Raw genomic sequence first — 24461 nt, forward strand, 5'->3', positions numbered from 1 at the left:
GCTTCGTGACAGCTGCGGGAATCGCCCATTAAAACAAACAACCCACACTCACTCACCACACATCACAGGTGTTCCGTGACGTGTGGTGAGTGAGTGTGGGCGGATTGCCTGCAGCCTGCGGCCGTTAGTTTGCCTGGAAGATCTGAACCACCGAGGGGCGGGGCGCCCGCACCTTGCCGGGGGCCGGCGTCGAACCTTGGGCCACGTAGTCAGGGAAGAAGGAGCTGTGCGCGCCGTAGCTGCCGTCTTCACCCGGGTGTTGCACGGCAACAAAGGCCATGGACTCGTCATCGTGGATGAGCGGCCCACAGGTCTCGGCGTCGCGCGGCATGGAGGCGAATTGCTGGACGTTGCCGCGGTTCCGGCCCTCCAAGCCCACCTTGAACAGGCCATCGTTGTAGCCAATCACTGAAGGTGCGCCATCCGTGGAGATCCACAGGTTGCCCTGAGTGTCGAAGGCAAGGTTGTCGGGGCAGGAGATGGGGCTGACCTTGTCGGCCGGGAAACCGCTGAAGTATGTTTGCGTGTTCTTGGCAGGATCGCCACAGAGCAACAGCAGACTCCAATTGAACGTAGTTGCGGTTGAATCCCCGCGGCGTTCGGTGATCTCCACAACGTGGCCATCCCGGTTTTCGGTCCGGGGGTTCGCCTCATCGGCGGCAGCCTGGCCGGGAAGGCCCCGCTTGGTGTTGTTGGTGCAGGCCACATAAACCTTGCCGGTTTGCAGGTTTGGCTGCACATCCTCGCAACGGTCCATCTTGGTGGCCCCAGCCTTGTCGGCGGCCAGGCGGGTGTAAACCAAAACCTCCTGGACGCTCATGCCCGCAATGACACTCTTACCGTTGAGCACCAGGGGAAGCCACTGGCCGGAGCCATCAAACTTTCCATCGGCCGGAACCGTGCCGGAGCCGTCGATCTCCACGGCCGAGTTGCCGGCGAACTGGGCAACGTAAAGGTCGCCCTCGTTCAGCAGCGTCATGTTGTGGGCCCTGTTGTTCTTCTTGTACTTGTTCTTGGAGACGAACTTGTACAGGTAATCAAAACGCTCATCGTCACCTGAGTAGGCCACCACCTTGCCATTGTCGGCGACGATGACGTTGGCGCCCTCATGCTTGAAGCGGCCAAGGCTCGTGTGCTTCTTCGGAGTGGAGTTCGGGTCTTCGGGATCGATCTCCACGATGTAGCCGAAACGGTTGGGTTCGTTGCGGTAGTCCTCGCCACGGGCATCAAAACGAGGATCCTCGAGCTCCCAGCCCATGCCCGTGGCGGCGTTGCCCAGGCCATAGCGGCGGTCCTCGACGCTGGTTCCGTTCGTGCGGAAGAAGCCGTTGAAGTTTTCCTCGCCAGAGAGGATGGTTCCCCACGGTGTTGTGCCACCGGAACAGTTGCCCAGGGTGCCGAACACCTTGGTGCCGGTGGGATCGGCGGCGGTCTTGACGAAGTCGGAGCCGGCCAGGGGCCCGGTCAGCTCAAATTCGGTATCCATGGTGACGCGGCGGTTCAACCCTCCACCGCGGACATAGCTCCATGGCTGGCCCTTCTTCTTGCGCTCCAGTTCCACCACTGTCATTCCGACGGCGTTGCGGAAGATGTTGCGACGCTCGGCTTCCTCGGCGGCAGAGGCGGGGGCGGCAGGGAACATGATCTGCGGGTTCACGTATTCGTGGTTGCAGACCAACAGGCCCTTCTTGCCGTTGGGTTGGCGCAGTATCTCCAGGTAATCGTTGTTGTACCCAAACTGACCGGCCTGAGCGGCAGCATTCTGGTTTGCGAAGTCGAAGTCGGGGGCTTCGTTGAAGATGGGATCGCCCCAGCGGATGATCGGCGACCAATCAAAACCAGCGGGCACATTGAAGCTGTCCACGGACGCATCCACGGGCGCAATGGGCGTGAACCCAAACTTGCCACCCTTGCCGCTATGGCCAACGCCGTTGTTGCCCTGGGAATTTTGACCCTGGCCGTTGCCTTGAACCAGCACCGCGGCGCTCAACGCACCGGCCAAGCCAATGCCAAGAGCCGATCGGCGCGAGAATTCCGTGGAGGCAATGTCGCGAAAGTAGTTGTTGGCGGAGGTGTTACACACGGCCTTGGAGCAAGCGTTGTCACACTTGAGGCTGCAGGTCACGGCGCTGCGCTTCCCTCGCGTGTGGCCGAGCATGGGCAGGAGCTTCTTCAAATCGTTCATGGCAAACCTTCTATCGGTGGGTGCGTTGCGCCCAGAATGTCAGCCCGGAATAACGAAAAGGAGGTGTTTGGTTGAACCGCCGGTTAACGCGATGCCAATCATGTGAGTCGGGCAGGTATTTGGGTGGGTAGTCTTGGCCCATGGATACGGTTGCGTGGTCCCGGCCCGAAGGCGAGCGTGCAGGCACCCCGCTGCTCCTGATGCTTCACGGCTACGGATCAGATGAAGGCCGCATGAAAGCCCTTTTTGCTGACCTGCCGAAGGGATTCACCTGCGCGGCGCCGCGGGCGCCAAAAGACATCTCAGGTGACTACGGTTGGTTCCTGCTGGACTACTTCCTAGCCAACGACTTCGCCGAGGTGGTGGGTGCGGCGTCGGCCGTTCTTAGCTGGCTTGATACTGTCATGGCCCGGTACGCGTTCAGCAGCGTATCCGTCCTGGGTTACTCGCAGGGCATGGCCATGGCCACCACACTCATGCGGTTCCGCCCGCGGGCCTTCAGCGCAGGAGTGGGGCTGTCCGGCTTTGTCCTGCGCAATGAACTTCTTGCCACGATGGAGCCGTTGGAACACCGGATTCCGTTTTACTGGGCCCGTGACAGGGCCGATCTGGTCATCAACCCGGACGCCACCGCCTTCACGGCAGGCTGGCTCGCCACCAACACTGAACTTTCCGCTGCCAATTATGACGGCATGGGCCACAACACCCGTGCCGATGAGCTGGCCGACGTCTCATCATTTTTGACTGCACACATACCCGGCTCCTTCGTTCCCAGTAGTTAGGGTGTGCCAGATGCCGAAGCCATTGGATCGCTGCCGCCGGCACCATCCCCTTTGTTCTGGAACCGTGGCTCTAGAACCAAGTACGACGCCGTTCCTCCCTCTGCGCTCGCAGGCGGGACTGCCACTAGTCCGCCAGGCGGCTTTCGCCTCAGAGTGAACGCCGAGTTCCGTTCAGGAATGACGGCTACCCTTGAGACACAGACTCAGCAGGGAGAATCCATGGCAAGCAAAGACCTTAACCACGTAGGAATGCCGCCCGGTCCCGGCTTTGCGCGATCGGCGGGCAAGGTTAATCCGGCGGTACAGATTGCTGCTGACGCGGCATTCGATAAGCAGGGGCGACCCGCCCCCGCAATCCACAACATGCTGCTCAAGGCTGTTGAGGTTCAGCGGCCCCTGGTGCTGGCGAACTTGCGACGCCTGCGCAAACGCTACCCGCACGCAACCGCCTACGAACTCAGCCAGCGGTTGGAGCGCGACTTCCTTAACGGTGTGGGCTCCGGCGGTGCCGCCATTGGTGCCACTGCAATCATTCCGGGTGTGGGAACTGTGGTGGCGCTGTCCATTTCGGCCGCCGCAACTCTTGTGTTCTTGGAAGCGACGGCACTCTACGCGCAATCCATTGCCGAACTCCACGGGGTCCGGCTGCAGGATCCGCAGAGCGCCCAACTCACCGTCATGGCCATCATTCTCGGTGAAGAAGGTCAGGCCATGTTGACGGGGCTGACAGGCCACGCACTGGGGACCGGAAAAACGCCCATGCAGGCGTGGGGCAAGACCGTGAGCAAGAGCCTTCCGCTGACCACCGTCAAGAGCCTCGTAGGGCCCATGCAAAAAATGTTCCTCAAGAAAATGGCCGCCAAGGGCAGCGTATCCATTGTGGGCAAGGCACTGCCGTTTGGCATTGGTGCGGCCGTTGGTGGAATCGGCAACTACATGATGGGCAAGGCGGTTATCGCCTCGGCAAATCGCGCATTTGGGCCGGCCCCCATGGAAATTCCGGCGCTGCTCCTCGCAGAACTCGAGGCGACCAGCAAACAGCCCAAGCTTCCGAAGGCCCTAAAACCACCGAAGGCCGCGCGCCGCTCGAAGTGACTGCCCGCGATGGCCGGTGCGCCAGCGCGCCGGCCCCGCAGCCTGCCTAGCCGAACACCAGCGTGGCGATCGTGAAGATGGCCAGGCCGGCGAGGGAGCCCACCACGGTGCCGTTGATTCGGATGAACTGCAGGTCCTTACCCACCTGCAGTTCAATTTTCTGCGAAGTTTCCTCTGCATCCCAACGCTCAACAGTCTCGGTGATCAGCGACGTGATCTCGTGCTTGTAGGTGCCCACCAGGTAGGCGGCGGCGTTGGAGATCCATTGGTTGGCTTTCTCCGCCAGTTCGGTGTCTTCCACGAGGCGGGTGCCGAAGTCCTGCACGGCCGCGGCAAATTTGAGGCGAAGCTCGGAATTTGGGTCCTCGGCTGCATCTGTCAGGGCTGATTTGATGGTTTCCCAAGTGCGCCCGGCCAATTCTCGGACCTCGGGATCACCCAAAACCTGGGCCTTGATGGATTCCGCCTTGGCGATCATGGCCGGATCGTGCTGCAGTTCCTGGGCCAAATCCTTGAGATAGCCATCCAGCTGGAGGCGGACCTCGTGGCGGGGATCGTCCTGCACAGCGCGGGCAAACTTATAGATTTCGGTATAGATCTTGTCGCCAACCAGGCCGTCCACAAATTGCGGAACCCAACCAGGGGAGCGGTCGGAAACCAGCCCGGAAATGGTTGAGTGGTTGGTCCGGATCCACGTTGTGGACCTGTCAACCAAAAGATCCACCAAGGCGTGATGGTGACCTTCGGCGAAGATTCGCTCGGCCAGCTTGCCAATGGGCGGGCCCCACGGCGGCTCAAGCACATGTTTACGCACCATCGACTCGATAACGTCCTTGACGTCGTCGTCCTTTAACACCTCAATGGCACCGCGCAGGGCGGCGGCACCCTCGGTTGCCACACGTTGGGCGCTGGCTGGTTTGGAGAGCCAGGCCCCAACTTTTTGGGCAATCCGGGTGGTGGCCAACTTCTGCGAGACAACTTCCTCGGAGAGGAAGTTGGTTTCCACGAAATCGCCCAGAGATGCACCAATCTCATCCTTGCGATTAGGGATGATGGCCGTGTGGGGGATCTTCAAGCCCATGGGGTACTTGAACAGTGCAGTGACGGCAAACCAGTCAGCCAGCGCGCCAACCATGCCGCCTTCGGCCGCCGCACGAACATAAGTCAGCCACGGGTAGTGCTCCTGAAAGGCAAACGCAAAGCAGAACACCACCGCCATGAACACCAGCAGGCCCAGTGCGATGTTTTTCATCCGTTTCAGGGCCGCAGCCTTTTCCGCATCGGGATGTTCAGTGGGAGGCACCGGGGTGCCCTGTGGATCTAACCGAAGTGTCTGCGCCATGAAGTAAGCGTAGCGTGGAGCCATGACCGTTCAGATTTACGCCCACCGAGGATCAAGCGCCGACTTTGCCGAGCACACCCGAGCCGCCTATCTTCAGGCCCTGGGCGACGGCGCCGACGGGGTTGAATGCGATCTCCACCTCACCGCCGACGGTGAACTCGTCTTGCTCCACGACGACGACGTGGGCCGGACCTCCAACGGAACCGGTCCAGTGGCAGAGATGACCTTGGCGGAACTGCGTGAGCTGGACTTCAGTTCCTGGCACGGCGTGGAAATCCCCGCGAGCTACGGCTCCGCGGCGGCCCAATTGCTCACCCTGACGGAGCTGCTGGAAATTCTGTCGGGCGCAGGCAGGGTGCTTGGGCTGGCCATTGAGTTCAAGTACGGGGCTTCCTTTAGTCCGCAGGTGATCGAGAAGACGCTGGAGACACTTCGCAGTCACGGCTGGACACCGGAGGATTCCAAGGCCTCGAATGTGTTGGTTTCCTTCATGAGCTTCCACCCGGCGGCCGTGAAGTATTTGTCCAAACAGCTTCCTCCCGACCACATCTGCCAGCTTCTGGAAGATGTGGGCGTTGAGGACATCAAGGATGAACTGGAGGTAGGCCCCATTGCCGGCCACACTGTCGCATTCCTGATGCGGCGCGCCATGGCTGAGGGGGAGGCGCTGGTGGATGACGGCGTGGCCCACCTGGCAGGGCCGGGCGTGGACTACCTGCGAGCCAACCCGGACAATGCAGCGAACTGGGTGAAGAATGGCAGGGTGCTTCGGGTGTGGACAGTGGACACGCCCGAAGATTTGAATTTGTGTTTGGCAGCAGGGGTTACCCAGGTTACAACCAACAAGCCGCGTGAAATCAGGGCCTTGTTGGCCGGTTCGCAGCCCTCACTGCGGATGGTCGACGCGAGCGGGGCGCAGGCATAACCGAAGGCGCCATGCAGGGGCTTGACGACATGTGATTGCATGGAACCATGGCATCGCGAATTGAAGACTATGCACTGCTTTCGGATCTGCACACGGCCGCCTTGGTGGGCCGGGACGGGAGTATCGATTGGTTGTGTTTCCCCCGCTTTGACTCACCATCGGTGTTCACCGCCCTGTTGGGAACCTCTGACCACGGCCGCTGGTTGATAGCGCCGACTCACGCCGAGGCCGCCGTTGAACGCCGCGCCTACATGGGCCGAACCTTTATTTTGGAGACCGTGTGGGAAACCCCTGATGGCTCCGCAAGGGTCACCGATTTCATGCCGGTCAAGGACCGCCGGGCCTCCGTGGTGCGCCGCATCGAGGGCCTGCAGGGCAGCGTTGAATTTAGTGAACGGATTAGCGTCCGCCCGGGCTATGGCAAAGTTTTGCCATGGGTCCGCCGTATGGATGCAGCCGACGGGACAGAAGCGATTGTTGCCGTAGCCGGGCCCGACGCCTTGGTGCTGCGCGGAGATGAGCTGCCCGTGGCCGTCGAGCATGAACATGCTGGGATCTTCACGGTTCAAGCAGGGCAGCGAGTGCAGCAGGAACTTTCGTGGTATCCGTCGCACCGCCCGGTTCCGGCCGCGATCGACATTGATTTTTCCCTGGAGCAGACGGCTGACTATTGGGAAGACTGGGCGGCGAGGTACAACCAGGACGGCAAGTATGCGGCCATCGTAGAGCGCTCGCTGTTGGTGCTGCGCGCCTTGACGCATGAGGATACAGGCGGGATTGTTGCGGCACCCACCACCTCCCTGCCAGAGGACTTTGGTGGTGCGCGGAACTGGGATTACAGATTCTGCTGGCTGCGCGACGCTGCCCTGACACTTGAAGCCATGCTCACCCACGGATTCGACGACGAGGCCATGAAGTGGCGCGATTGGCTGCTGCGGGCTGTGGCTGGAGATCCTGAGGACCTGCAGATCATGTACGGCCTCTCTGGTGAGCGTGACCTGGCGGAGGGCGAATTGAGCCACTTGCCAGGCTATGAGGGTGCCCTGCCGGTACGGATCGGCAACGGTGCTGTTGGCCAGTACCAGGCCGATGTTGTGGGAGAGGTGCTTGTGGCCTTGGAGAAGCTGCGTTTGGCTGGCGGGAATGAAGACCACTTTTCGTGGCCGCTGCAACAGGCCATGTTGGGTTTTGTGGAGAAACATCTAACCGCCAAGGATCACGGCATCTGGGAAATGCGGGGGGACCTCCTGCACTTCACGCACTCACGCGTCATGATGTGGGCGGCCTTCGACTGTGGTGCCCGGGCCGTGCGAAATCACGGACTGGAGGGGCCCGTGGAACGCTGGGAAAAGCTCCGGGATCAGTTGAAGGAGGAGATCATGGAGCATGGCTTCAACAAGGAGCTGAACACCTTTACCCAGACCTATGGCGGTACAACAACTGACGCATCGCTTCTGGTTCTGCCGCAGGTGGGGTTTGTCCCCTACAGTTCCCCAGAGATGCTGGGCACCGTGGATGCATTGGAAAACGAGCTGGTGGATCGCCATGGCCTGATCCTGCGTTACCAAACGGCCTCCGGCCTGGACGGTCTGGAACCGGGCGAGTACCCATTCCTGGCCTGTTCCTTCTGGCTGGTTGAACAATATGCGCATTCTGGCCGCCACGCGGATGCCGTGGCGCTGATGGACACCTTGGTTGGACTGGCCAATGAGGTGGGGTTGCTGAGCGAGGAATATGACATGGAGCAGGGCAGGATGGCGGGAAACTTCCCCCAGGCCTTCTCGCACCTGGCCCTGGTCCGTGCGGCCGATGCCTTGCATGGCACCGAAAGCCTCAGCCTGTCCACCGAGGCCATCGACACGAACACCATGCCCATAGTGATCCTGCAGGGTTGAGCGGGTTCTTGCCATGTGGACAGACGTGAGCCTGCCTGTGCCGGCGTGAAAGCATGGGGCGATGAAGCTTAAGGATTCGCCCGCAGCCAAGATCGGCGCCTCGATCGCGATCGCCACAGGCCTTTACGGCGTTTCTTTTGGGGCGCTGTCGGTCGCCGCCGGACTTTCGTTCTGGCAGACCATGGTGCTGAGCCTGATGCTTTTCAGCGGAGGATCGCAATTCGCCTTCATCGGCGTTGTTGCTGCCGGCGGCACGGGTGTTGCGGCCATGAGCGCCTCGGCTCTGCTGGGCATACGCAACGGTGTTTACGGCATGCAACTGAACGCCTTGCTGCGCCCCACGGGCTGGCGCCGCTTTGTCGCCGCCCACGTCACGATCGATGAATCGACGGCCACCGCCACCGGCCAAAGCGATGCCGACGAGCAGGAACGCGGATTCTGGGTGGCCGGCGTTGGAATATTCCTGCTGTGGAATATTATGACAGGCGTGGGAGCCCTAATTGGTGACGCCATGGGCGATCCCAAACAGTGGGGCCTTGACGGTGCCGCCGTGGCAGCATTCCTGGGCTTGTTGTGGCCGCGAATCAAGGCGTTCCAGCCCGCCGCGATTGCCGTGGTGTGCGCCGTGGTGACACTTCTGGTGGTCCCGTTCGTTCCGCCCGGCATACCGATCCTTGTGGCGGCGCTGGTTGCCGGGCTGATCGGCTGGTTTCGCGCGGACGCTGCGCCGGACCATGCACCCGGCCACATCACCGATGGCCTGGAACCTGACATTGAACCCTATCCGCACGCAGGCCAGCCGCCGCCGCATAAGCCGTCCACTCACAGGCACGACGCCGGAAATCACCGAGGGAAGCAATCATGAGTATGTGGGTCTGGCTCTTAATAGCGGCGGTGATTGGCTACGCTACCAAGCTGTTGGGGTACCTGGTGCCCGCGAAGGTGCTGGCCAATCCAAGGATGAGCCGCGTTGCCGGAACGCTGACCATTGGTCTTTTGGCATCGCTGACGGTTGTAAATGTTGCAGCGACAGGCACGGCAGTTGTTCTCGACGCGCGGGTTGGTGCCTTGGTGGCGGCAGCCATTGCCCTGTGGTTCAAGGCCCCATTCTTGGTGGTTGTCCTGGCCGGTGCGGCTGCCGCCGCCGGACTACGGCTGCTGGGGTGGCCCTGAACCGTACGGGTACTGGTCAGGGTTTTGCTGGGCATTTGGCTGTGCCGGCGGTTGGTCAAAGGCCTGGGGCTGCCCCGGGTAGGGCTGTTGGCCGTAGGGCTGGGTGAATTGTTGCGGAGCGAATTGCTGGCCGTACTGCTGTTGGGCGTATTGCTGGGCAGATTGCTTCTGTGCCGGTGTCAGATAGGACGGGCCAAGGTAGCGGGCATCGCCGTAGGAAAGTATTGCGGCGAAGACTACCGGCAGGAAGACCAGGCCCACCGTGAAGGCAGCGTCCTTGCCAAAGGACTTGGCAATGTCGTTCAGGATCACGATCTGCATGTAGATGTTGAAGTACGGAATGAACAAGAGCCAGAAATGCGATTCCGGACGGCCCGAGATCTTGACCAGGATCCACATGCTGTAGAACGGCACATAGGCTTTCCATTTTGCGTGGCCCGCCTTGCTGAAGGCGCCCGCCCAGACCAGACCGGAGATCACAAATGCCACGGCAAATATCAATAGATACAAGAAGATCATCAGAGTGATCAGGCCCGCGACAGCGGCCGGTTCCATCGTGGTGTCACTGTAGTAAGAATCGCCGTAAGGGTCCGGGCTGGTGGTAAAAGGGCGCGCGAAGGCAGCCAGGGAAGCAAGCATGCTGCAACTCTATGCGCAATGACGGTGCGGTCCCATGGGCAGGAGTACCCATAATGGAAACAGCTTCAAGGAATGAACAAGGCAAATTGAACAAGGCAATGAGGAGACTTTTATGATTGTGGCATTTTCAGTGGCACCCAGCGGCACCCCCACCGATTCCCCGGCCGGAACGGGCGACGACGCCTCCGTCCACACCGCGGTCGCGGCAGCGGTCAAGGTGGTTCGCGAATCGGGCCTGCCCAATCAGACCAGCTCCATGTTCACCGAGATCGAGGGCGAATGGGATGAAGTCATGGATGTCATCAAGCGAGCCACAGAAGCTGTGGCTCGCTACGGAACAAGGGTTTCCTTGGTCTTGAAGGCCGATATTCGCCCCGGCCACACCGGTGAGCTCAGCGGCAAGGTAGCTCGCTTGGAAGGCGCCCTCAACGCCTTGGGCGAGTAAACGGCGTCGAGCACTCCGGCGGCGCAGCGGCTGCAGAGCGGCAATCTGCGAGGATGTGGCATGAGCTTATTGTTGCGAGCAGCCACTGTTGACGATGCCGAAGCCGTCATGCGCCTGCATCTGCGCTGCCATGAGGAAGCGTATGGCAGGCACTTGCCGCCGGAGTTCTTTGAGATGCGCCGAAACACGCTGGACGGGCGCATTGAAACTCTTCGACAGGGGATAACGGCCGGCCATATTCCAACTGTGGCATATGATGCCGCGGGGCTGGTGGGTGTTGCCGCCAGCGGCGCATCGGAAGATCCCGAGGCCCCAGCACCCGTGGAATTGCGAATGATTTACACGCTGGCCCGGGTTCATGGCAGCGGGGCGGGGCAGCTGCTCCTCGATGCGCTCATCGGTAGGGGTGCGGCCTTCCTTTGGGTCTTGGAAGACAATCCGCGCGCCCAGGCCTTCTATGCAAAGAATGGCTTCGTTGCGGACGGAACTACCGATCGCATGGATGACACATGGCACAACCTGCCAACCGTCCGGATGGTCAGGGCCGCGGCGGGCGGGAGCTCGACTACGCTTGAACGGTGACTATTTCGCCGCGGGCAGCTTTTCATTCATGTGTTGGGGACTTCTGATGGGCCGCCAACGCGCACCCAAAAACGCCGTTCCCGAAGCTGTTGTGACTCTCAACGGTCCTTTGGCCGGAACATTCGTCACCGATACGGGCAAGGCCGAGTTGATTCCCGACGGCGACAACCCCAATGGCTGGTTGCTCATGCTTAACGGTGTGCAAAGCTCACACGTTGATTTGGCGGATCCGCTGCGCCTGGATTTTGAGTACATGCGCTGGATCATGGCATTGGTCCAGGACCGGTGGGCGCCCGGGGAAAAACTGCGCAGTTTGAGCCTTGGCGGTGCGGCCTGCTCCATGCCCCGCTATCTGGTGGCTGCATACCCCAACTCCCGCAATGTGGTGGTGGAGATTGACGGAAAGCTGGCCAACTACGTCCGGGATTGGTTTGATCTGCCGCGGTCCCCACTGCTGAAGATCCGGGTCGGTGAGGCGCGTGAGGTGACAGAGACGCTGACCGAGGCCAGCCGCGACTTGATCATCCGGGACGTCTTCGCCGGGTCCAAAACCCCGCACGCCCTGACCACGGCCGAATTTACGCAGGCGGCCCGCAAGGTTCTTGTTCCAGGCGGCGTATATGTTGTCAACTGCGGAGACACTCCAGCGCTCCTCACTGCTCGCCGTGAAGCCGCAACGATCGCAGCCGCGTTCAAGCACGCCGTCATCATTGCCGATCCGCCCATGCTCAAGGGCCGGCGTTCCGGCAATGTCATCATCGCCGGAAGTGACGCCCCTCTGGGCGACGGTTCGGGCCTGCCGCGCAACCTCTTGGGCGGTGCCATGCCCGCACAACTGTGGGATGACGCCAAGGTCCGCCAGTTCGGTCGCAGCGCCGTGGTGTTGACCGACGCCGAATCGGAGTAGGTTCCGCAGTTTGCCAGCCTGGCGGTCATGTTGGCGCGGCCGCTGGCGCTGATGTTGCCGCCAAGGTCAGAACTCGTGGGGCCGTGCCGGAATAAGGCGGCCGGGATGCGGCTACTTGGCCCCGGCCGCCTCCGGTGCCAGCCTGCCCACAGGGGAAAGCGTGGTTTCGTCGAGAAGGGTGGGCCGGCGTCGTCCATCCCCACGAACCCAGAGCTTGAAGGCAAGGGTCAACAGGACCAGCCAGATCGCGCCCACGTAAAGGGCAACGCGGGTTTCGGGGTAGATGCCCAGGAGCACAATCACGCCCGCCATGAACACCGCGGTCAGGATCGAGGCCAATGGCCAGAGCGGGACGGGGAAATTGGACGGCGCAATGGCTTTGTTGGCGATCTCGCGCTTCATGGCCACGTGGGAGGCCAGAATCATGATCCATACCCACACGGTGGCAAATGTGGCGATCGAGGCGATGACAAGGAAGACATCCTCTGGAATCGTGGCATTCAAGACCACGCCAACCAACAGCACCCCGGTCATGAGAACAACAGTCATCCAGGGCACGCCTGAACGCGAAATCTTGCCAAATACCGCTGGCGCGTGACCCTGCTGGGCCAAGCCGAACAAGACTCGGCCGGAGCCAAAGATATCTGAATTGATGGCTGAAAGTGCCGCGGTAATAACAACAGCGTTCAGGATATGGGCGGCCAGCGGGATGCCGAGGGAATCGAAAATCTGCACGAACGGGCTCGTCTCACCGGTGATCTGATTCCACGGGATCAGTGTCATGAGGACACCTAGCGTCAGTACGTAGAACAGCAGGATGCGAACGGGCACCGTATTGACTGCGGCGGGGATGCTCTTGCCGGGATCCTTGGCCTCACCCGCCGTGACCCCGATGGTTTCAATGCCGCCAAAGGCAAACATGACCACGGCAAACGCGGCCAAGAGCCCTATCCAACCGTTGGGCATGAAGCCGCCGTGGTTTACAAGATTGTTCAGGCCCGGGACGGCTTCACCACCGTCCATATGGAAACCGAAAACGATGATGGCAACGCCGCCGGCGATCATGGCGATGATGGCCCCAACCTTGATGATGGAGAACCAGAACTCCAGCTCACCGAACACCTTTACGCTGAGCAGGTTGATGGCGGCAAGGAAGAAGATGATGGCGAGAACCCAGATCCAGCGTGGAACGTCGTGGAACCAGAAACCCATGTAGATGCTGAAGGCCGTGACGTCGGCGATGGCAACGATCGCCATTTCAAAAACGTAGGTCCAGCCCGTGATGAAACCGGCCAACGGGCCCAGGTAGCGGCTTGCGTACTGGCCAAAGGAGCCCGAAACAGGGTGCCGAACGGCCAGTTCACCCAAGGCACGCATCACCATAAATACCGCGGCGCCGGCAATGATGTAGGCCAGCAGCACTGCAGGTCCGGCCTTTTGAATGGCGCTGGAGGAGCCGTAGAACAGGCCGGTGCCGATCGCTGAGCCGAGTGCCATGAAACGGATGTGGCGGGCGTTCAAGCCGCGGGTCAGGACAGATCCCTTGGGGTTCATGCGTGAGCTTTCTAACAATTTGGGCCAGGTGACCCATGCCACGAGGGGCGAAAATATGGTGGCGGGCGTCACTTTAATGGCCGCAAATGGGCCAAATGAGCGCTTCCGCACCTGAAAATCTGGGATTTCAGACTGCAATATTCTATAGTGTGTGCACAGTGATGGTGTTATTGGACCTATTCTGAGGGGCTATGACAATTCCTGAACGGACTCCCGCCCAGAATGCTCCCGCGCGGCCTGCTGCCACCTTGCCATCCAAGGCCCCATCCAAGGTCCCGGCAGCTGAAAATACTCTGCGCATCTTGAAATTGTTGTCTTCAAAGCGTGGACCACTGGCTGCCTCCACTATTGCCACCACGCTGGAGCTTCCCCGCTCAAGCGTGTATCACCTGCTCGGCGTGATGGAGCAGAGCGGCTTTGTCATGCACTTGCACGAAGAGCAGCGCTACGGCTTGGGAGTTGCGGCCTTCGAGCTCAGCAGCGCCTACTCGCGACAGGAGCCGTTGTCCCGTCTGGGCCGACCCCTGCTGGCTACATTGGTGGACAAGATCGGTGAAAGCGCCCACCTGGCCGTGCTCCATGGACGAGACGTTCTGTACATTGTGGAAGAGCGCGCCAAGAACCGCCCGTCCCTGGTGACCGACGTCGGCGTGCGGCTTCCGAGCCACCTCACCGCCAGTGGCCGGGCAATTCTGGCCGCGCTGCCCAAGTCTCAGGTGCGGGCGCTGTACCCAAATACGGCCGCCTTCAGCTCACGCACCGATGTGCCGGACCCCATTGGCAAGTACTCCACGTTGTCATCGCATCTGGACCAGGTGCGAATCCGCGGCTACTCCACCGAACATGGTGAGGTCACGGACGGTTTTGGTTCGGTGGCGGCCGCAGTGACCGATCACCTGGGGTGGCCCGTTGCTGCCGTGGCCGTGACCTTTCTGGAAGAAAAAGTTCCTGCCGAGAAGTGGCCGGACCTAGCCCAGCGTGTGCAAAAAGCTGCCAAGGAGCTCTCCGTCCGCATTTACGGGCGCCGAGAAGGCTGACTTTGGATCTGGCTTTGCGCCCGGATCGGCATGTCTGAAATCCCGGACAGCCTACGTTAGAAGGGGCAGATTTCCCTGCGGTTAAGCGGGATAGTGGGAAGCAAGACCGCCGCAACAAAAGGATTCCGCCATGACCACCGCCGTTCGCTCCCACGAAGTCACCCTCTCCTTCTCAGGTGTCACGCCCGAGGACGTCATTGCCGTGGCCCGCCACGATGCCAAGGTGGTGATCAGCGCTGAGGCGCTGGCCGGCGTCGAACGCGTCAGGACGCACATCGAGGATCTGGCGCACTCCGACACTCCCGCGTACGGCATTTCCACGGGCTTCGGTGCGCTGGCCAACCGCCACATCCCCACGGACATGCGCACGCAGCTGCAGAAGTCGCTCATTCGCAGCCACGCCGCCGGAATGGGCCCGGCCGTGGAGCGCGAGGTGGTGCGCGCCCTGATGTTCCTGCGCGCCAAGACCCTCGCTTCGGGCCGCACCGGCGTGCGCCCCGTCGTCGTGCAAACCATGGTGGACGTGCTCAATGCCGGCATCACCCCTGTGGTCCGCGAGTTCGGCTCGCTGGGCTGCTCGGGTGACCTCGCGCCGCTCTCGCATTGTGCCCTGGTGCTGATGGGAGAGGGTGAAGCTGCCGGGCCCGACGGCGTCATCCGCCCCGTCCCCGAGTTGTTCGCCGAGGCCGGCATCACTCCGATCGAGCTAGCCGAGAAGGAAGGCCTGGCGCTGGTCAATGGCACGGACGGCATGCTCGGCATGCTCCTGATGGCCATCGCGGACCTTCGCCTCTTGCTCACGACGGCGGACATCACCGCCGCGCTCAGCGTCGAGGGCCTGCTGGGCACCGACCAGGTGTTCGTGCCAGAGCTCCACATGGAGCTGCGCCCGCACCCCGGCCAGGCCGCAAGCGCCAACAATATGCTGCGCGTGCTGGCCAACTCGCCCATCGTGGCCTCACACCGGGTGGGCGACTCCCGCGTTCAGGATGCCTACTCGCTGCGGTGCGCCCCACAGGTTGCCGGCGCCGCCCGCGACACCGTGGACCACGCACTCATGGTGGCCACTCGTGAGCTCGCCGCCTCCATTGACAACCCCGTGGTCTTGCCCGATGGGCGGGTCTCCTCCAACGGCAACTTCCACGGCGCCCCGGTGGCCTACGTCCTGGACTTCCTTGCGATCGTTTCCGCGGATGTTGCCTCGATTGCCGAGCGCCGCACCGACCGCATGCTCGACCCCGCCCGTTCCCACGGCCTGCCCGCTTTCTTGGCCGGCGATCCCGGCGTGGATTCGGGCCTCATGATTGCGCAGTACACCCAGGCCGGCCTGGTTTCAGATTCCAAGCGACTGGCCGTCCCGGCCTCTGTGGACTCCATCCCCAGCTCAGCCATGCAGGAAGACCACGTTTCGATGGGCTGGCATGCCGCCCGCAAGTTGCGCCGATCCGTGGAGAACCTGCGCCGCGTCCTGGCGATCGAGCTGGTTACGGCCACCCGTGCCATCGATATGCGTACGTCCATGTCCGACGGCGTACTGGTCCCCGGGCCTGCCGGCGCGGCCGTCATTGAGGTGCTTCGTAAGACGGTTCAGGGTCCCGGTTCTGACCGATTCCTCTCACCTGAGTTGGAGGAGGCTGACCGACTGGTGGGCTCCGGTGCCATCCGCGCCGCAGCCGAGAAGGCCACCGGCCCGCTGAACTGAGGTCTGCTAGTGCCGAGATCACTCTAGGCGGACCACCTCCGGTGTGCATCCACTGAAAATGCCGCCGTTCCCGCGTTTTGCCGCAAGTAGACCTGCGGCATTTTGCGGGAGCGGCGGCATTTTTGGAAAGCTAGCGCTGTGTGGGCTGTCGGGGGGACTACTCTGCTGCGAGGATGGCTTCCAGCAGCCCGGGGAAGCGAAGGTTGAGCTCATCGCGGCGGAGGCCGTTGAGAATTGATGTGCCTCGATACTGCTGGGATATCACGCCGGCTTCGCGCAGCACCCGAAAGTGGTGCGTCGATGTCGATTTGCTGACGGGTAGTGAGAAGGCGATGCAGGCCTGATCGTCATGGCCATTGGCCAGCTGCGCCACGATGGTGCGGCGGACCGGATCTGCTAAAGCCGACAGGACGGTATCCAGGCTCATCTGTTCGAGGGTGGGGTGCTCGAGGCTACGTGCTGAACCCATGCTGTGTTGCGCTCCTTTGCGAGCCGTTTGCTTGTACGAGAATCATCATACTACGATGAGTCTCGTACTAAGAAAGTGACACACCAATTTTGGGAGATCTCCGCATGACCGAGCTGTTCGAACCTTTGACCCTCCGTGGAACCACCATTCCCAACCGTGTCTGGATGTCTCCCATGTGCACCTACTCGGCTTTCTCCGAAGGTTCGGAGATTGGCGCCCCCAACGATTTCCATCTGGCCCACTATGCCTCTCGCGCGGCCGGTGGCGTTGGACTGGCCGTGGTGGAAGCCACCGGTGTCCTGCCGGAGGGTCGCATCTCTCCCTATGATTTGGGTTTGTGGGACGATTCCCAGATTCCAGCCCACCGCAGGCTGGCCGCCGCCATTGCCGAGTCGGGTGCATTGCCTGGCATCCAGCTGGCTCATGCAGGGCGCAAGGCTTCCATGGAGCGTCCATGGCTCGGTGGAGGTCCAATTGCCGAAGACGAGGGCGGCTGGCCAGTTGCCGGTCCCAGTGCCATTGCCTTCCCGGGCTACGCGGAGCCTGCAGAAATGACTCTGGCGGATATCGCCGCTGTTGTTGCTGCGTGGGCTGAATCGGCCCGTCGTGCGCTGGCCGCGGGGTACGAAGTGGTTGAAGTCCACGGCGCCCACGGCTACTTGCTTCATTCCTTCCTATCGCCGTTAAGTAACAACCGCACGGACAGCTATGGCGGGAGCCTGGAAAACAGGGCTCGCATTGTGCTTGAGGTGCTCGACGCCGTTCGTAGCGTTTGGCCCGAAGACAAGCCTGTGTTCTTGCGCATCTCCACGACCGATTGGGTTGCCGAGAATCCCGAAGACGGCCGGGACGCATGGACCCTGGCGGATTCGATCGTCCTGTCGCGCTGGGCCAGTGACCATGGCGCGGACCTGATCGACGCTTCTTCCGGCGCTTTGGTGCCAGCGAAGATTCCGCACCGCGATGACTACCAAACCCGCAACGCGGCGGAACTGAAGGCAGCCAGCGGAACGTTGGTGGCCGCCGTCGGACGCATTGGCGATCCAGCGGTGGCGCAGGAACTGCTGGCTAGCGGATCAGCCGATGCCGTCTTCATTGGCAGGGCCTTGCTTCGCGACGCCTCCTGGGCCAACAATGCTGCAGCCGCACTGGGTGCGCGCGGCCGGTTTATCCGTCAGTATGACTACGCCGTGTAGCCACTAAAAGACTCCAAAGTGAGTATGAAGTTGCCCCGAAACAGCACCTTTGTGTGCACCGTTTCGGGGCAATTTTTAACTCCTGTTCAACTGTTGCCAGACCACGGCCGGGCGTGCATAATGTTCGAAGATAGCGAATGTTCAAACATCTATTCGAATTGGATCCATCGTGAAACTCGCTCGACTGGCTTTCCGCCATGCTCGGCCATATTGGGTGTGGGTCACCGCAGTTCTGGTGCTGCAATTGATCTCGACCCTTGCCGCCCTCTACTTGCCCAGCCTGAACGCCAAGATCATCGACCAAGGTATCGCCAAGGGTGACACCGATTTCATCTGGTCCACGGGCGTCACCATGGTGGTTGTCTGCTTCGTGCAGGTAGCCTCGGCCATCGGCGGTATCTACTTCGGTGCGCGCACGGCCATGGCCATTGGACGCGATCTGCGCCGCGAGGTGTACTACCGGGTCAACGCCCTCGGCGCCCTGGATGTGAGCCGCTTTGGCACGGCCACGCTGATTACCCGCAACACCAACGATGTCCAGCAAGTGCAGATGTTGATTCTGATGGCCTTGAACTTCATGGTCTCAACGCCCATCATGTGCATTGGCGGGATCGTCATGGCCCTGCGCGAAGACGTGGGGCTGTCCTGGCTGTTGTGGGTTTCGGTGCCGCTGCTGTTCATTGTGGTGGGCTTCCTGGTGGTCAAGTTGCTGCCGTTGTTCCGCGAGATGCAAGAACGGATCGATACCGTCAACGGGGTTCTGCGTGAACAAATTGTTGGCATCCGGGTCATCCGGGCCTTCGTGCGGGAACAATTTGAAACCGAACGTTACCGTGACGCGAACCTGAAACTGACGCGCGTCTCGGTCCGCGTGGGCAATTTGTTCGTGCTCATGTTCCCGGTCATCATGATGATCCTGCACCTGGCCACGGCCGCCGTGCTGTGGTTTGGTGGCCAGCGAGTGAACTCCGGCGAGATGCAGATCGGTTCACTGACGGCCTTCTTGCAGTACCTGCTGCAGATCCTTGTGGCCGTCATGATGGGTGTCTTCATGGTCATGATGATTCCCCGGGCCGCCATTTCCGCCGAACGTCTGGACGATGTCCTCACGGCAGAGCCCAGTCTGGTTGTGCCGAAGGGGACAGCGGCTCCGCAGACTCACGCAGTGGAATTTTCCAGTGTTTCCTTTGGCTATCCCGGAGCCGAGCGGCCGGTCCTGAACAATGTGAGCTTCACGGCCCACCAAGGACAGACGACGGCGATTGTTGGCTCCACCGGTTCGGGCAAGTCCACCCTCCTGAACCTCATACCCCGGCTTTTTGACCCGCAGGGTGGCACGGTGCGCATTGGCGGGGTGGATGTGAGCGAGCTCAGCCGCTCCCAGATGGCGGAACTGGTGGGGCTCGTGCCGCAGAAGCCGTACCTGTTCTCCGGCACCGTAGCCTCAAACCTGAAGTTTGGCCGGCCCGATGCCAACGACGATGAGCTATGGGAAGCCCTCCGCGTGGCCCAGGCCAAGGACTTTGTCCAGGAAAAGCCCAAGGCGCTGGACACCCCAATCGCCCAAGGCGGCACGAATGTGTCAGGCGGACAGCGGCAACGGTTGTGTATTGCCCGGGCGCTGGCGGCCCGACCACGAATCTTCTTGTTTGACGATTCTTTTTCGGCGCTGGATGTCACCACGGATCAGCGGTTGCGTGAATCGCTGCACGCCGCCACCGAGGGTGCAACGGTGATCATTGTGGCCCAAAGGATCTCCACCATCCGGGAGGCTGACCACATTATTGTGCTGGACAACGGCGAGGTGGTGGGTGGGGGAACCCATGACGAATTGCTTGAGAGCAATGAAACCTATCGCGAAATTGTTGAATCCCAGCTGAGCATTGAAGGGGTTGCCTGATGGCGCGCAAGAGCAAGGAACAGGCCCCGGACGTGGCTGTTGACGCCATTGAAACGGATGAGGAGTTGGTGCCGGAGTACCGGCCCTCCGAGGCAGACGGTGACATGTTTGGCGGAACACCAGCCAAAAAGGCCGAACACTTCTGGCCCTCGGTCAAGCGCCTCGTAGGGCTTCTGCGGCCGGAGCGCTTCATGTTCTCCGTGGTGATTGTGCTGGTGGCGGCCTCCGTAGTCCTGACGGTTATCGCCCCGAAGATCCTCGGGGCCGCCATGGACGTGATCTTTAATGGCGTCATTGGCTCGCAGCTGCCAGCGAATGTGCCGCTCGAGGTTCTGGTGGAGACGCAACGGGCGGCCGGGAACGATCAGTTCGCCGACATGCTGGCCAAGGCCAATATTGTCCCGGGCGCGGGCATTGACTTTGTTGAACTCAGCCGGCTCATCATCATTGTGTTGGCTTTGTACATGGTTGCCTCAACGCTCATGTGGCTGCAAGGCTTCCTCCTGAACGCCCTTGTCATGCGCGTGGTGTTCAAGCTGCGTGAAGACATTGAACGCAAGCTCAACCGCCTCCCGCTGGGGTACTTTGACACCCGCCAGCGCGGTGATCTGATGTCCCGGGTGACCAACGACGTCGACAACATCCAGGCCGCACTTCAGCAAGCCTTTTCGCAACTGGTGCAGTCCGCGCTGACGGTCATCGGCATCGGGATCATGATGTTTATTGTGTCCTGGCAGCTGGCCTTGATAGCCCTTATCGCGTTGCCGCTCTCAGCCATCATTGCAGGCGTGATTGGAACGCGCTCACAAAAACTGTTCGCCGCGCAGTGGAAGTACACCGGCTCACTCAATGGTCACATTGAAGAGACTTTCTCCGGGCTGGAACTTGTTCGCGCCTATGGCCGTGACGAGGAAATGCTGGCCGAGTTCGATGACCGCAACGAACACCTTTTCAAGGCCTCCTTCGGCGCTCAGTTTGTTTCCGGCATGATCATGCCGGCCATGCAGTTTGTCTCCTATCTCTCCTACGTGCTGGTCGCCGTCGTCGGTGGTGTGCGTGTTGCTACAGGCCAGATCACCCTGGGCGATGCCACGGCATTCATTCAGTACTCACGCGAGTTCTCCCAGCCCATTGGTGAGATGGCTGGAATTGCCAACATGATCCAGTCCGGTGTGGCCTCGGCCGAGCGGACCTTTGAGATCCTCGACGCCGACGAGCAGGAAGCAGAGGAGGATTCAGCGCTGCTGCCCGAGCAGACGGACGGCCACGTGCGGTTCGAGAACGTGTCCTTCAGCTACGCACCGGAAACCCCGCTCATCCGCGACGTTTCCCTCACCGTTGAACCAGGGCAGACCGTGGCCATTGTGGGGCCCACCGGCGCGGGCAAGACGACGCTCGTCAACCTCATCATGCGCTTCTACGAGATCACCGGCGGACGGATCCTGCTCGACGGCGTGGACACCCGCGAGCTGTCCCGCGAACAGGTGCGCTCGCAGGTGGGCATGGTGCTCCAGGACGCGTGGCTGTTTGAAGGCACCATCCGCGAAAACATCCGCTACGGCCGTTTGGATGCCACTGACGAGGAAATCATTGCCGCTGCCGAGGCCACCATGGTGGACAGGTTTGTTCGCCAGCTCCCCGACGGCTATGACACCGTGATCGACGCCGACGGCGGCACCGTTTCCGCCGGTGAACGCCAGCTGCTCACGATTGCCAGGGCCTTCATCGCCAAGCCATCACTGCTGATTCTCGACGAGGCAACCTCGTCAGTGGATACACGCACCGAGCTGCTGGTCCAGCACGCCATGGCGGCACTGCGCACCGACCGGACCTCCTTCGTGATTGCCCACCGTCTCTCCACAATCCGCGACGCCCACACCATCTTGGTCATGGAAGACGGCGACATCGTCGAGCACGGCAACCACGAGGAACTTCTGGCCCGCCGCGGCGCCTACTACAAGCTCTACATGACCCAGTTCCAGGGCGGTCATGAGCTAGAAGACGAGGTCCCCGCCGAAGCTCACTAGCGGCACCGCCGCCCGCGCGAAAGCCAGCGCTGTCCCGGGCCGCCGCACCGCCCGGTCAGCGCAGGAGCGTGTCGATGAGCCTTGCTGCTACTTTGGCTGTGCGGTTGTCGATGTCGAACTCCGGGTTCAGTTCGGCTACGTCCAGGTGGAAGAGCTTCCCGCTGGCAGCAACCTGCCGGCATACGGCGGCGATCACCGGTAGCGGCACTCCATAGGCGGCGGGCGCGCTGACACCGGGTGCTGCGGCGGCCGGCAGTACGTCAAGATCGATCGTAAGGTACACAATGTCCACGGTTTCCAGGAACGCATCAACAAAGCCCGCGGTGCGCTCCGCGGAGCAGTCCTCATCCAGGAGGTACTTCACGTCGAGCTCGTGGGCGGTGTTGAAGAGTGCCCGCGTGTTGTTGGGTTCGCTGATGCCTACGACGGCGTAATTCAGTTCGCGTCCGGCAGCGGCTTCGGCCTGAGCCATTTGCAGGAACGGTGTACCGGAGCTGGGTGCCGGGGCATCCCTCAGATCAAAGTGGGCATCGAGGTTAAGCACGCCTAGCCGGGCACCATTGGCCACGGCTGCCGTTCCGGCAACACCAAGGTAGCTGGCAAACGCGATTTCGTGCCCGCCGCCCAGGGCAACGGTGAGATAGCCGGCGTCGAGCATCCCTGTGAGGGCAGCGCCTGCGCGGGCCTGGCCGTCCTCCAAGGCGTCCTCCGAAACCACAACGTCCCCCGCGTCCACAATTGACCGGGAACCGTGGAAGGCCAGCGAGCCAAGGGCCGCGCGGATCGCCGCGGGACCGCTGGCGGCGCCTGTGCGTCCGTGATTGCGGAGCACACCAGCGTCGGAGCAAAAGCCCAAGAATGCAGCCGGACCGGGCAACGCCGCATCCAGGGAAAGAGCGGCGGTGGTGGTGACGGCCTGCCACCAGCGGCGGTGGGCGAGGTCTGCGCCGTCGTTCCTGCCCGTCCAAGAGCTGGCGGGAACATCAAGTGGGAGTGTAGAAAAGTCCATGCTTCCAGAGAACAGCAGTCGGGCCGACAATGCCAGTGGAACAACAGAGGGTGGTATCTGGCAGGCCAGATACCACCCTCAAGGAAAGCTGCGCACGGGTTACTTGACCCCGAACAAGTCCTCCACAACACCAATGCCGAAGAACAACAGGAAGGCTCCCGCCACGGCCCACATGAGCGGGTGGATTTCGCGTGCGCGGCCCTGGAACAGGCGGATCAGAACGAAGGCGATGAAGCCGGCGCCCAGGCCGTTGGCGATCGAGTATGTGAATGGCATGAGCGTGAACGTCAGGAAGGCCGGGATGCCGATGCCCCAGTCGGACCAATCGATCTTGCCCACCTGGGAAACCATCATGAAACCAACCACCACAAGCGCAGGGGCCACAGCTTCAAAAGGAACCAGCTTGATCAGGGGAGTGGCGAACATGGCCGCCAGCAAGAGCAGGCCCGTCACAATCGAGGCCAGGCCTGTGCGGGCACCTTCACCGATTCCGGCGCCGGATTCCACGTAGATCTGGTTGGAGGAGGCGGACGCGCCACCACCGGCGATGGCCCCGAATGCGTCCACGAGCAGCACCTTGTCCACGTCGGGGATATTGCCATCCTTGTCGATGGTGCCAGCCTCGGAGGCCAAGCCCACCATGGTGCCCATGGCGTCAAAGAAGATGCTGAGCAGGATCACGAAGGCGAGCAACACTGCAGCAAGTGCGCCGAGCTTGCTGAACGCGCCGAAGATGTTGACCTGACCGATCAGGGACAGGTCAGGCCATGACCACGAGGACATCTGTGGGGAGACCAGGGACCAGCCCTGCGGGTTGCTGGTGGTGCCGTCGAAGGACGGGCCAATGTGCAGCGTCATTTCAAGGATGTTGGCCAGCACAGTGGAAAACAGAATGCCAATCAGGATGGCGCCCTTTACCTTGCGAACAACCAAACCGATGGTCAGCACCAGACCAATCACAAACACCAGCGTGGGCCAGCCCATGAGTTTGCCGTCGAAGCCCAGGCCCACCGGAACTGTGGTTCCGGCTACGTCGGGGATACGGCGGACAAAACCGGCGTTGACCAGGCCGATGAGGGCGATGAACATACCGATGCCCACCACAATGGCCGTCTTGAGCCCTTCGGGGACGGCCTTGAAGACTGCGGTTCTAAAGCCGGTCAGCACCAGGATCAACATGGTGACACCGGAGAGGACAACAAGGCCCATAACGTCGGGCCAGGTCAGGCCCGGGTTTGTTGCCACGGTGACGGCAATGAAGGCGTTGACGCCCAGGCCGGCCGCCATTGCGAAGGGGTGTCTGGCCCATGCACCCATGAGGATGGTCAGGATACCGGCCACGAAGGCCGTGACGGCGGCGACGCGTTCCAGACCCAGAACCTCGCCGGAGGAGTCGGCGCCACCGAGGATCAGCGGGTTCAACACCACGATGTAGCTCATCGCGAAGAACGTGGCGAAACCGCCGCGAATTTCCCGCGAGTAGTTCGATCCACGTTCTGTAACCTTGAAATATTTGTCGATCGCTGACAGGCGCGGTGCCGTCTTCGTTGCCATAAGGAGCCCTCCGGGCGAAGAAAAAAGAAAATAGTTAACCGAG

The 24461-nt window shown here is 61.5% G+C and carries 21 protein-coding genes; 14 read left to right on the forward strand and 7 right to left on the reverse strand.

Features of this window, described 5'->3' with window-relative positions; all coding sequences use genetic code 11:
- Window positions 1-124: 124 nt before the first annotated feature.
- Entirely contained in the window at window positions 125-2185 is a 2061-nt protein-coding gene (locus BLV41_RS16530) for a PhoX family protein (protein WP_074712554.1), read from the reverse strand.
- A 140-nt stretch (window positions 2186-2325) separates the two neighbouring features.
- On the opposite strand from BLV41_RS16530, the gene BLV41_RS16535 reads away from it, so the two are divergent.
- Window positions 2326-2967: an alpha/beta hydrolase gene (locus tag BLV41_RS16535; protein ID WP_074712555.1), complete on the forward strand. Its 642-nt coding sequence runs from the start codon at window positions 2326-2328 to the stop codon at window positions 2965-2967.
- Window positions 2968-3186: 219 nt separating this feature from the next.
- Window positions 3187-4062, forward strand: coding sequence for a hypothetical protein (locus BLV41_RS16540; protein WP_074712557.1), 876 nt, complete (start codon window positions 3187-3189; stop codon window positions 4060-4062).
- A gap of 46 nt (window positions 4063-4108) precedes the next feature.
- Here the strand turns inward: BLV41_RS16540 and BLV41_RS16545 are convergent, their stop codons facing one another.
- Window positions 4109-5404, reverse strand: coding sequence for a DUF445 domain-containing protein (locus BLV41_RS16545; RefSeq protein ID WP_074713395.1), 1296 nt, complete (start codon window positions 5402-5404; stop codon window positions 4109-4111).
- Between the two features lie 22 nt (window positions 5405-5426).
- Here BLV41_RS16545 and BLV41_RS16550 point away from each other — a divergent pair, with 22 nt between their 5' ends.
- The 4 genes from BLV41_RS16550 to BLV41_RS16565 all read left to right on the forward strand — a co-directional run bounded on the left by BLV41_RS16550 (window position 5427) and on the right by BLV41_RS16565 (window position 9397).
- Entirely contained in the window at window positions 5427-6329 is a 903-nt protein-coding gene (locus BLV41_RS16550) for a glycerophosphodiester phosphodiesterase (protein ID WP_074712559.1), read from the forward strand.
- 47 nt (window positions 6330-6376) lie between these two features.
- Window positions 6377-8224: a glycoside hydrolase family 15 protein gene (locus BLV41_RS16555; RefSeq protein ID WP_074712561.1), complete on the forward strand. Its 1848-nt coding sequence runs from the start codon at window positions 6377-6379 to the stop codon at window positions 8222-8224.
- 61 nt (window positions 8225-8285) lie between these two features.
- Complete coding sequence (locus BLV41_RS16560) at window positions 8286-9089, forward strand: AzlC family ABC transporter permease (protein ID WP_083360841.1); 804 nt, start codon at window positions 8286-8288, stop codon at window positions 9087-9089.
- Window positions 9086-9397 carry an AzlD domain-containing protein gene (locus tag BLV41_RS16565; RefSeq protein ID WP_074712563.1) on the forward strand — a complete coding sequence of 104 codons (312 nt, stop codon included), beginning with the start codon at window positions 9086-9088 and terminating at the stop codon, window positions 9395-9397. Before BLV41_RS16560 ends, BLV41_RS16565 begins: the two co-directional genes overlap by 4 nt.
- On the opposite strand, the gene BLV41_RS16570 is transcribed toward BLV41_RS16565, so the two are convergent.
- Window positions 9374-10036 (reverse strand): DUF5684 domain-containing protein, encoded by a 663-nt coding sequence (locus BLV41_RS16570; RefSeq protein ID WP_074712565.1) that lies wholly within the window; start codon window positions 10034-10036, stop codon window positions 9374-9376. The two genes, BLV41_RS16565 and BLV41_RS16570, sit on opposite strands and share 24 nt — an antisense overlap.
- A 112-nt stretch (window positions 10037-10148) precedes the next feature.
- On the opposite strand from BLV41_RS16570, the gene BLV41_RS16575 reads away from it, so the two are divergent.
- From BLV41_RS16575 to BLV41_RS16585, 3 genes are read left to right on the forward strand one after another with little or no spacing between them, the layout of a single operon-like run.
- Window positions 10149-10481, forward strand: coding sequence for a thiamine-binding protein (locus BLV41_RS16575; RefSeq protein WP_074712566.1), 333 nt, complete (start codon window positions 10149-10151; stop codon window positions 10479-10481).
- A gap of 60 nt (window positions 10482-10541) precedes the next feature.
- Window positions 10542-11063 carry a GNAT family N-acetyltransferase gene (locus BLV41_RS16580; RefSeq protein ID WP_074712567.1) on the forward strand — a complete coding sequence of 174 codons (522 nt, stop codon included), beginning with the start codon at window positions 10542-10544 and terminating at the stop codon, window positions 11061-11063.
- Window positions 11064-11109: 46 nt separating this feature from the next.
- Window positions 11110-11970 (forward strand): spermidine synthase, encoded by an 861-nt coding sequence (locus BLV41_RS16585; RefSeq protein ID WP_074712569.1) that lies wholly within the window; start codon window positions 11110-11112, stop codon window positions 11968-11970.
- 111 nt (window positions 11971-12081) lie between these two features.
- On the opposite strand, the gene BLV41_RS16590 is transcribed toward BLV41_RS16585, so the two are convergent.
- On the reverse strand, window positions 12082-13524 hold the full coding sequence (locus BLV41_RS16590) for an amino acid permease (RefSeq protein WP_074713396.1): 1443 nt from the start codon (window positions 13522-13524) through the stop codon (window positions 12082-12084).
- A 191-nt stretch (window positions 13525-13715) separates the two neighbouring features.
- Between BLV41_RS16590 and BLV41_RS16595 the strand changes: the two genes are divergently transcribed.
- The gene (locus tag BLV41_RS16595; protein ID WP_074712570.1) at window positions 13716-14561 is read left to right on the forward strand and encodes an IclR family transcriptional regulator; all 846 of its coding nucleotides are present in this window, start codon (window positions 13716-13718) and stop codon (window positions 14559-14561) included.
- A 130-nt stretch (window positions 14562-14691) separates the two neighbouring features.
- Window positions 14692-16263, forward strand: a complete 1572-nt coding sequence (hutH, locus tag BLV41_RS16600; protein ID WP_074712572.1) for a histidine ammonia-lyase — start codon at window positions 14692-14694, stop codon at window positions 16261-16263.
- A 157-nt stretch (window positions 16264-16420) separates the two neighbouring features.
- Here hutH and BLV41_RS16605 read toward each other — a convergent pair whose 3' ends face one another.
- Window positions 16421-16732 (reverse strand): ArsR/SmtB family transcription factor, encoded by a 312-nt coding sequence (locus tag BLV41_RS16605; protein WP_074712574.1) that lies wholly within the window; start codon window positions 16730-16732, stop codon window positions 16421-16423.
- Window positions 16733-16836: 104 nt separating this feature from the next.
- Between BLV41_RS16605 and BLV41_RS16610 the strand changes: the two genes are divergently transcribed.
- The 3 genes from BLV41_RS16610 to BLV41_RS16620 all read left to right on the forward strand — a co-directional run bounded on the left by BLV41_RS16610 (window position 16837) and on the right by BLV41_RS16620 (window position 21855).
- Window positions 16837-17928 (forward strand): NADH:flavin oxidoreductase/NADH oxidase, encoded by a 1092-nt coding sequence (locus tag BLV41_RS16610; RefSeq protein ID WP_074712576.1) that lies wholly within the window; start codon window positions 16837-16839, stop codon window positions 17926-17928.
- Between the two features lie 169 nt (window positions 17929-18097).
- On the forward strand, window positions 18098-19828 hold the full coding sequence (locus BLV41_RS16615; protein ID WP_074712578.1) for an ABC transporter ATP-binding protein: 1731 nt from the start codon (window positions 18098-18100) through the stop codon (window positions 19826-19828).
- Window positions 19828-21855 carry an ABC transporter ATP-binding protein gene (locus BLV41_RS16620; RefSeq protein ID WP_074712580.1) on the forward strand — a complete coding sequence of 676 codons (2028 nt, stop codon included), beginning with the start codon at window positions 19828-19830 and terminating at the stop codon, window positions 21853-21855. The genes BLV41_RS16615 and BLV41_RS16620 overlap by 1 nt, the downstream gene beginning before the upstream one ends.
- Window positions 21856-21910: 55 nt before the next feature.
- Here BLV41_RS16620 and hutG read toward each other — a convergent pair whose 3' ends face one another.
- Entirely contained in the window at window positions 21911-22864 is a 954-nt protein-coding gene (hutG, locus tag BLV41_RS16625) for a formimidoylglutamase (RefSeq protein WP_074712581.1), read from the reverse strand.
- Between the two features lie 99 nt (window positions 22865-22963).
- Complete coding sequence (locus BLV41_RS16630) at window positions 22964-24418, reverse strand: NCS2 family permease (protein WP_044579868.1); 1455 nt, start codon at window positions 24416-24418, stop codon at window positions 22964-22966.
- Window positions 24419-24461 lie beyond the last annotated feature (43 nt).

This window comes from Arthrobacter alpinus (assembly GCF_900105965.1).
GTDB lineage: Bacteria > Actinomycetota > Actinomycetes > Actinomycetales > Micrococcaceae > Specibacter > Specibacter alpinus.

What these genes read in the sequence shown, in the direction of transcription:
- BLV41_RS16530 (WP_074712554.1), bottom strand. Translation starts at nt 2,185, where the DNA reads ATGAACGATTTGAAGAAGCTCCTGCCCATGCTCGGCCACACGCGAGGG.
- BLV41_RS16535 (WP_074712555.1), top strand. Translation starts at nt 2,326, where the DNA reads ATGGATACGGTTGCGTGGTCCCGGCCCGAAGGCGAGCGTGCAGGCACC.
- BLV41_RS16540 (WP_074712557.1), top strand. Translation starts at nt 3,187, where the DNA reads ATGGCAAGCAAAGACCTTAACCACGTAGGAATGCCGCCCGGTCCCGGC.
- BLV41_RS16545 (WP_074713395.1), bottom strand. Translation starts at nt 5,404, where the DNA reads ATGGCGCAGACACTTCGGTTAGATCCACAGGGCACCCCGGTGCCTCCC.
- BLV41_RS16550 (WP_074712559.1), top strand. Translation starts at nt 5,427, where the DNA reads ATGACCGTTCAGATTTACGCCCACCGAGGATCAAGCGCCGACTTTGCC.
- BLV41_RS16555 (WP_074712561.1), top strand. Translation starts at nt 6,377, where the DNA reads ATGGCATCGCGAATTGAAGACTATGCACTGCTTTCGGATCTGCACACG.
- BLV41_RS16560 (WP_083360841.1), top strand. Translation starts at nt 8,286, where the DNA reads ATGAAGCTTAAGGATTCGCCCGCAGCCAAGATCGGCGCCTCGATCGCG.
- BLV41_RS16565 (WP_074712563.1), top strand. Translation starts at nt 9,086, where the DNA reads ATGAGTATGTGGGTCTGGCTCTTAATAGCGGCGGTGATTGGCTACGCT.
- BLV41_RS16570 (WP_074712565.1), bottom strand. Translation starts at nt 10,036, where the DNA reads ATGCTTGCTTCCCTGGCTGCCTTCGCGCGCCCTTTTACCACCAGCCCG.
- BLV41_RS16575 (WP_074712566.1), top strand. Translation starts at nt 10,149, where the DNA reads ATGATTGTGGCATTTTCAGTGGCACCCAGCGGCACCCCCACCGATTCC.
- BLV41_RS16580 (WP_074712567.1), top strand. Translation starts at nt 10,542, where the DNA reads ATGAGCTTATTGTTGCGAGCAGCCACTGTTGACGATGCCGAAGCCGTC.
- BLV41_RS16585 (WP_074712569.1), top strand. Translation starts at nt 11,110, where the DNA reads ATGGGCCGCCAACGCGCACCCAAAAACGCCGTTCCCGAAGCTGTTGTG.
- BLV41_RS16590 (WP_074713396.1), bottom strand. Translation starts at nt 13,524, where the DNA reads ATGAACCCCAAGGGATCTGTCCTGACCCGCGGCTTGAACGCCCGCCAC.
- BLV41_RS16595 (WP_074712570.1), top strand. Translation starts at nt 13,716, where the DNA reads ATGACAATTCCTGAACGGACTCCCGCCCAGAATGCTCCCGCGCGGCCT.
- hutH (WP_074712572.1), top strand. Translation starts at nt 14,692, where the DNA reads ATGACCACCGCCGTTCGCTCCCACGAAGTCACCCTCTCCTTCTCAGGT.
- BLV41_RS16605 (WP_074712574.1), bottom strand. Translation starts at nt 16,732, where the DNA reads ATGGGTTCAGCACGTAGCCTCGAGCACCCCACCCTCGAACAGATGAGC.
- BLV41_RS16610 (WP_074712576.1), top strand. Translation starts at nt 16,837, where the DNA reads ATGACCGAGCTGTTCGAACCTTTGACCCTCCGTGGAACCACCATTCCC.
- BLV41_RS16620 (WP_074712580.1), top strand. Translation starts at nt 19,828, where the DNA reads ATGGCGCGCAAGAGCAAGGAACAGGCCCCGGACGTGGCTGTTGACGCC.
- hutG (WP_074712581.1), bottom strand. Translation starts at nt 22,864, where the DNA reads ATGGACTTTTCTACACTCCCACTTGATGTTCCCGCCAGCTCTTGGACG.
- BLV41_RS16630 (WP_044579868.1), bottom strand. Translation starts at nt 24,418, where the DNA reads ATGGCAACGAAGACGGCACCGCGCCTGTCAGCGATCGACAAATATTTC.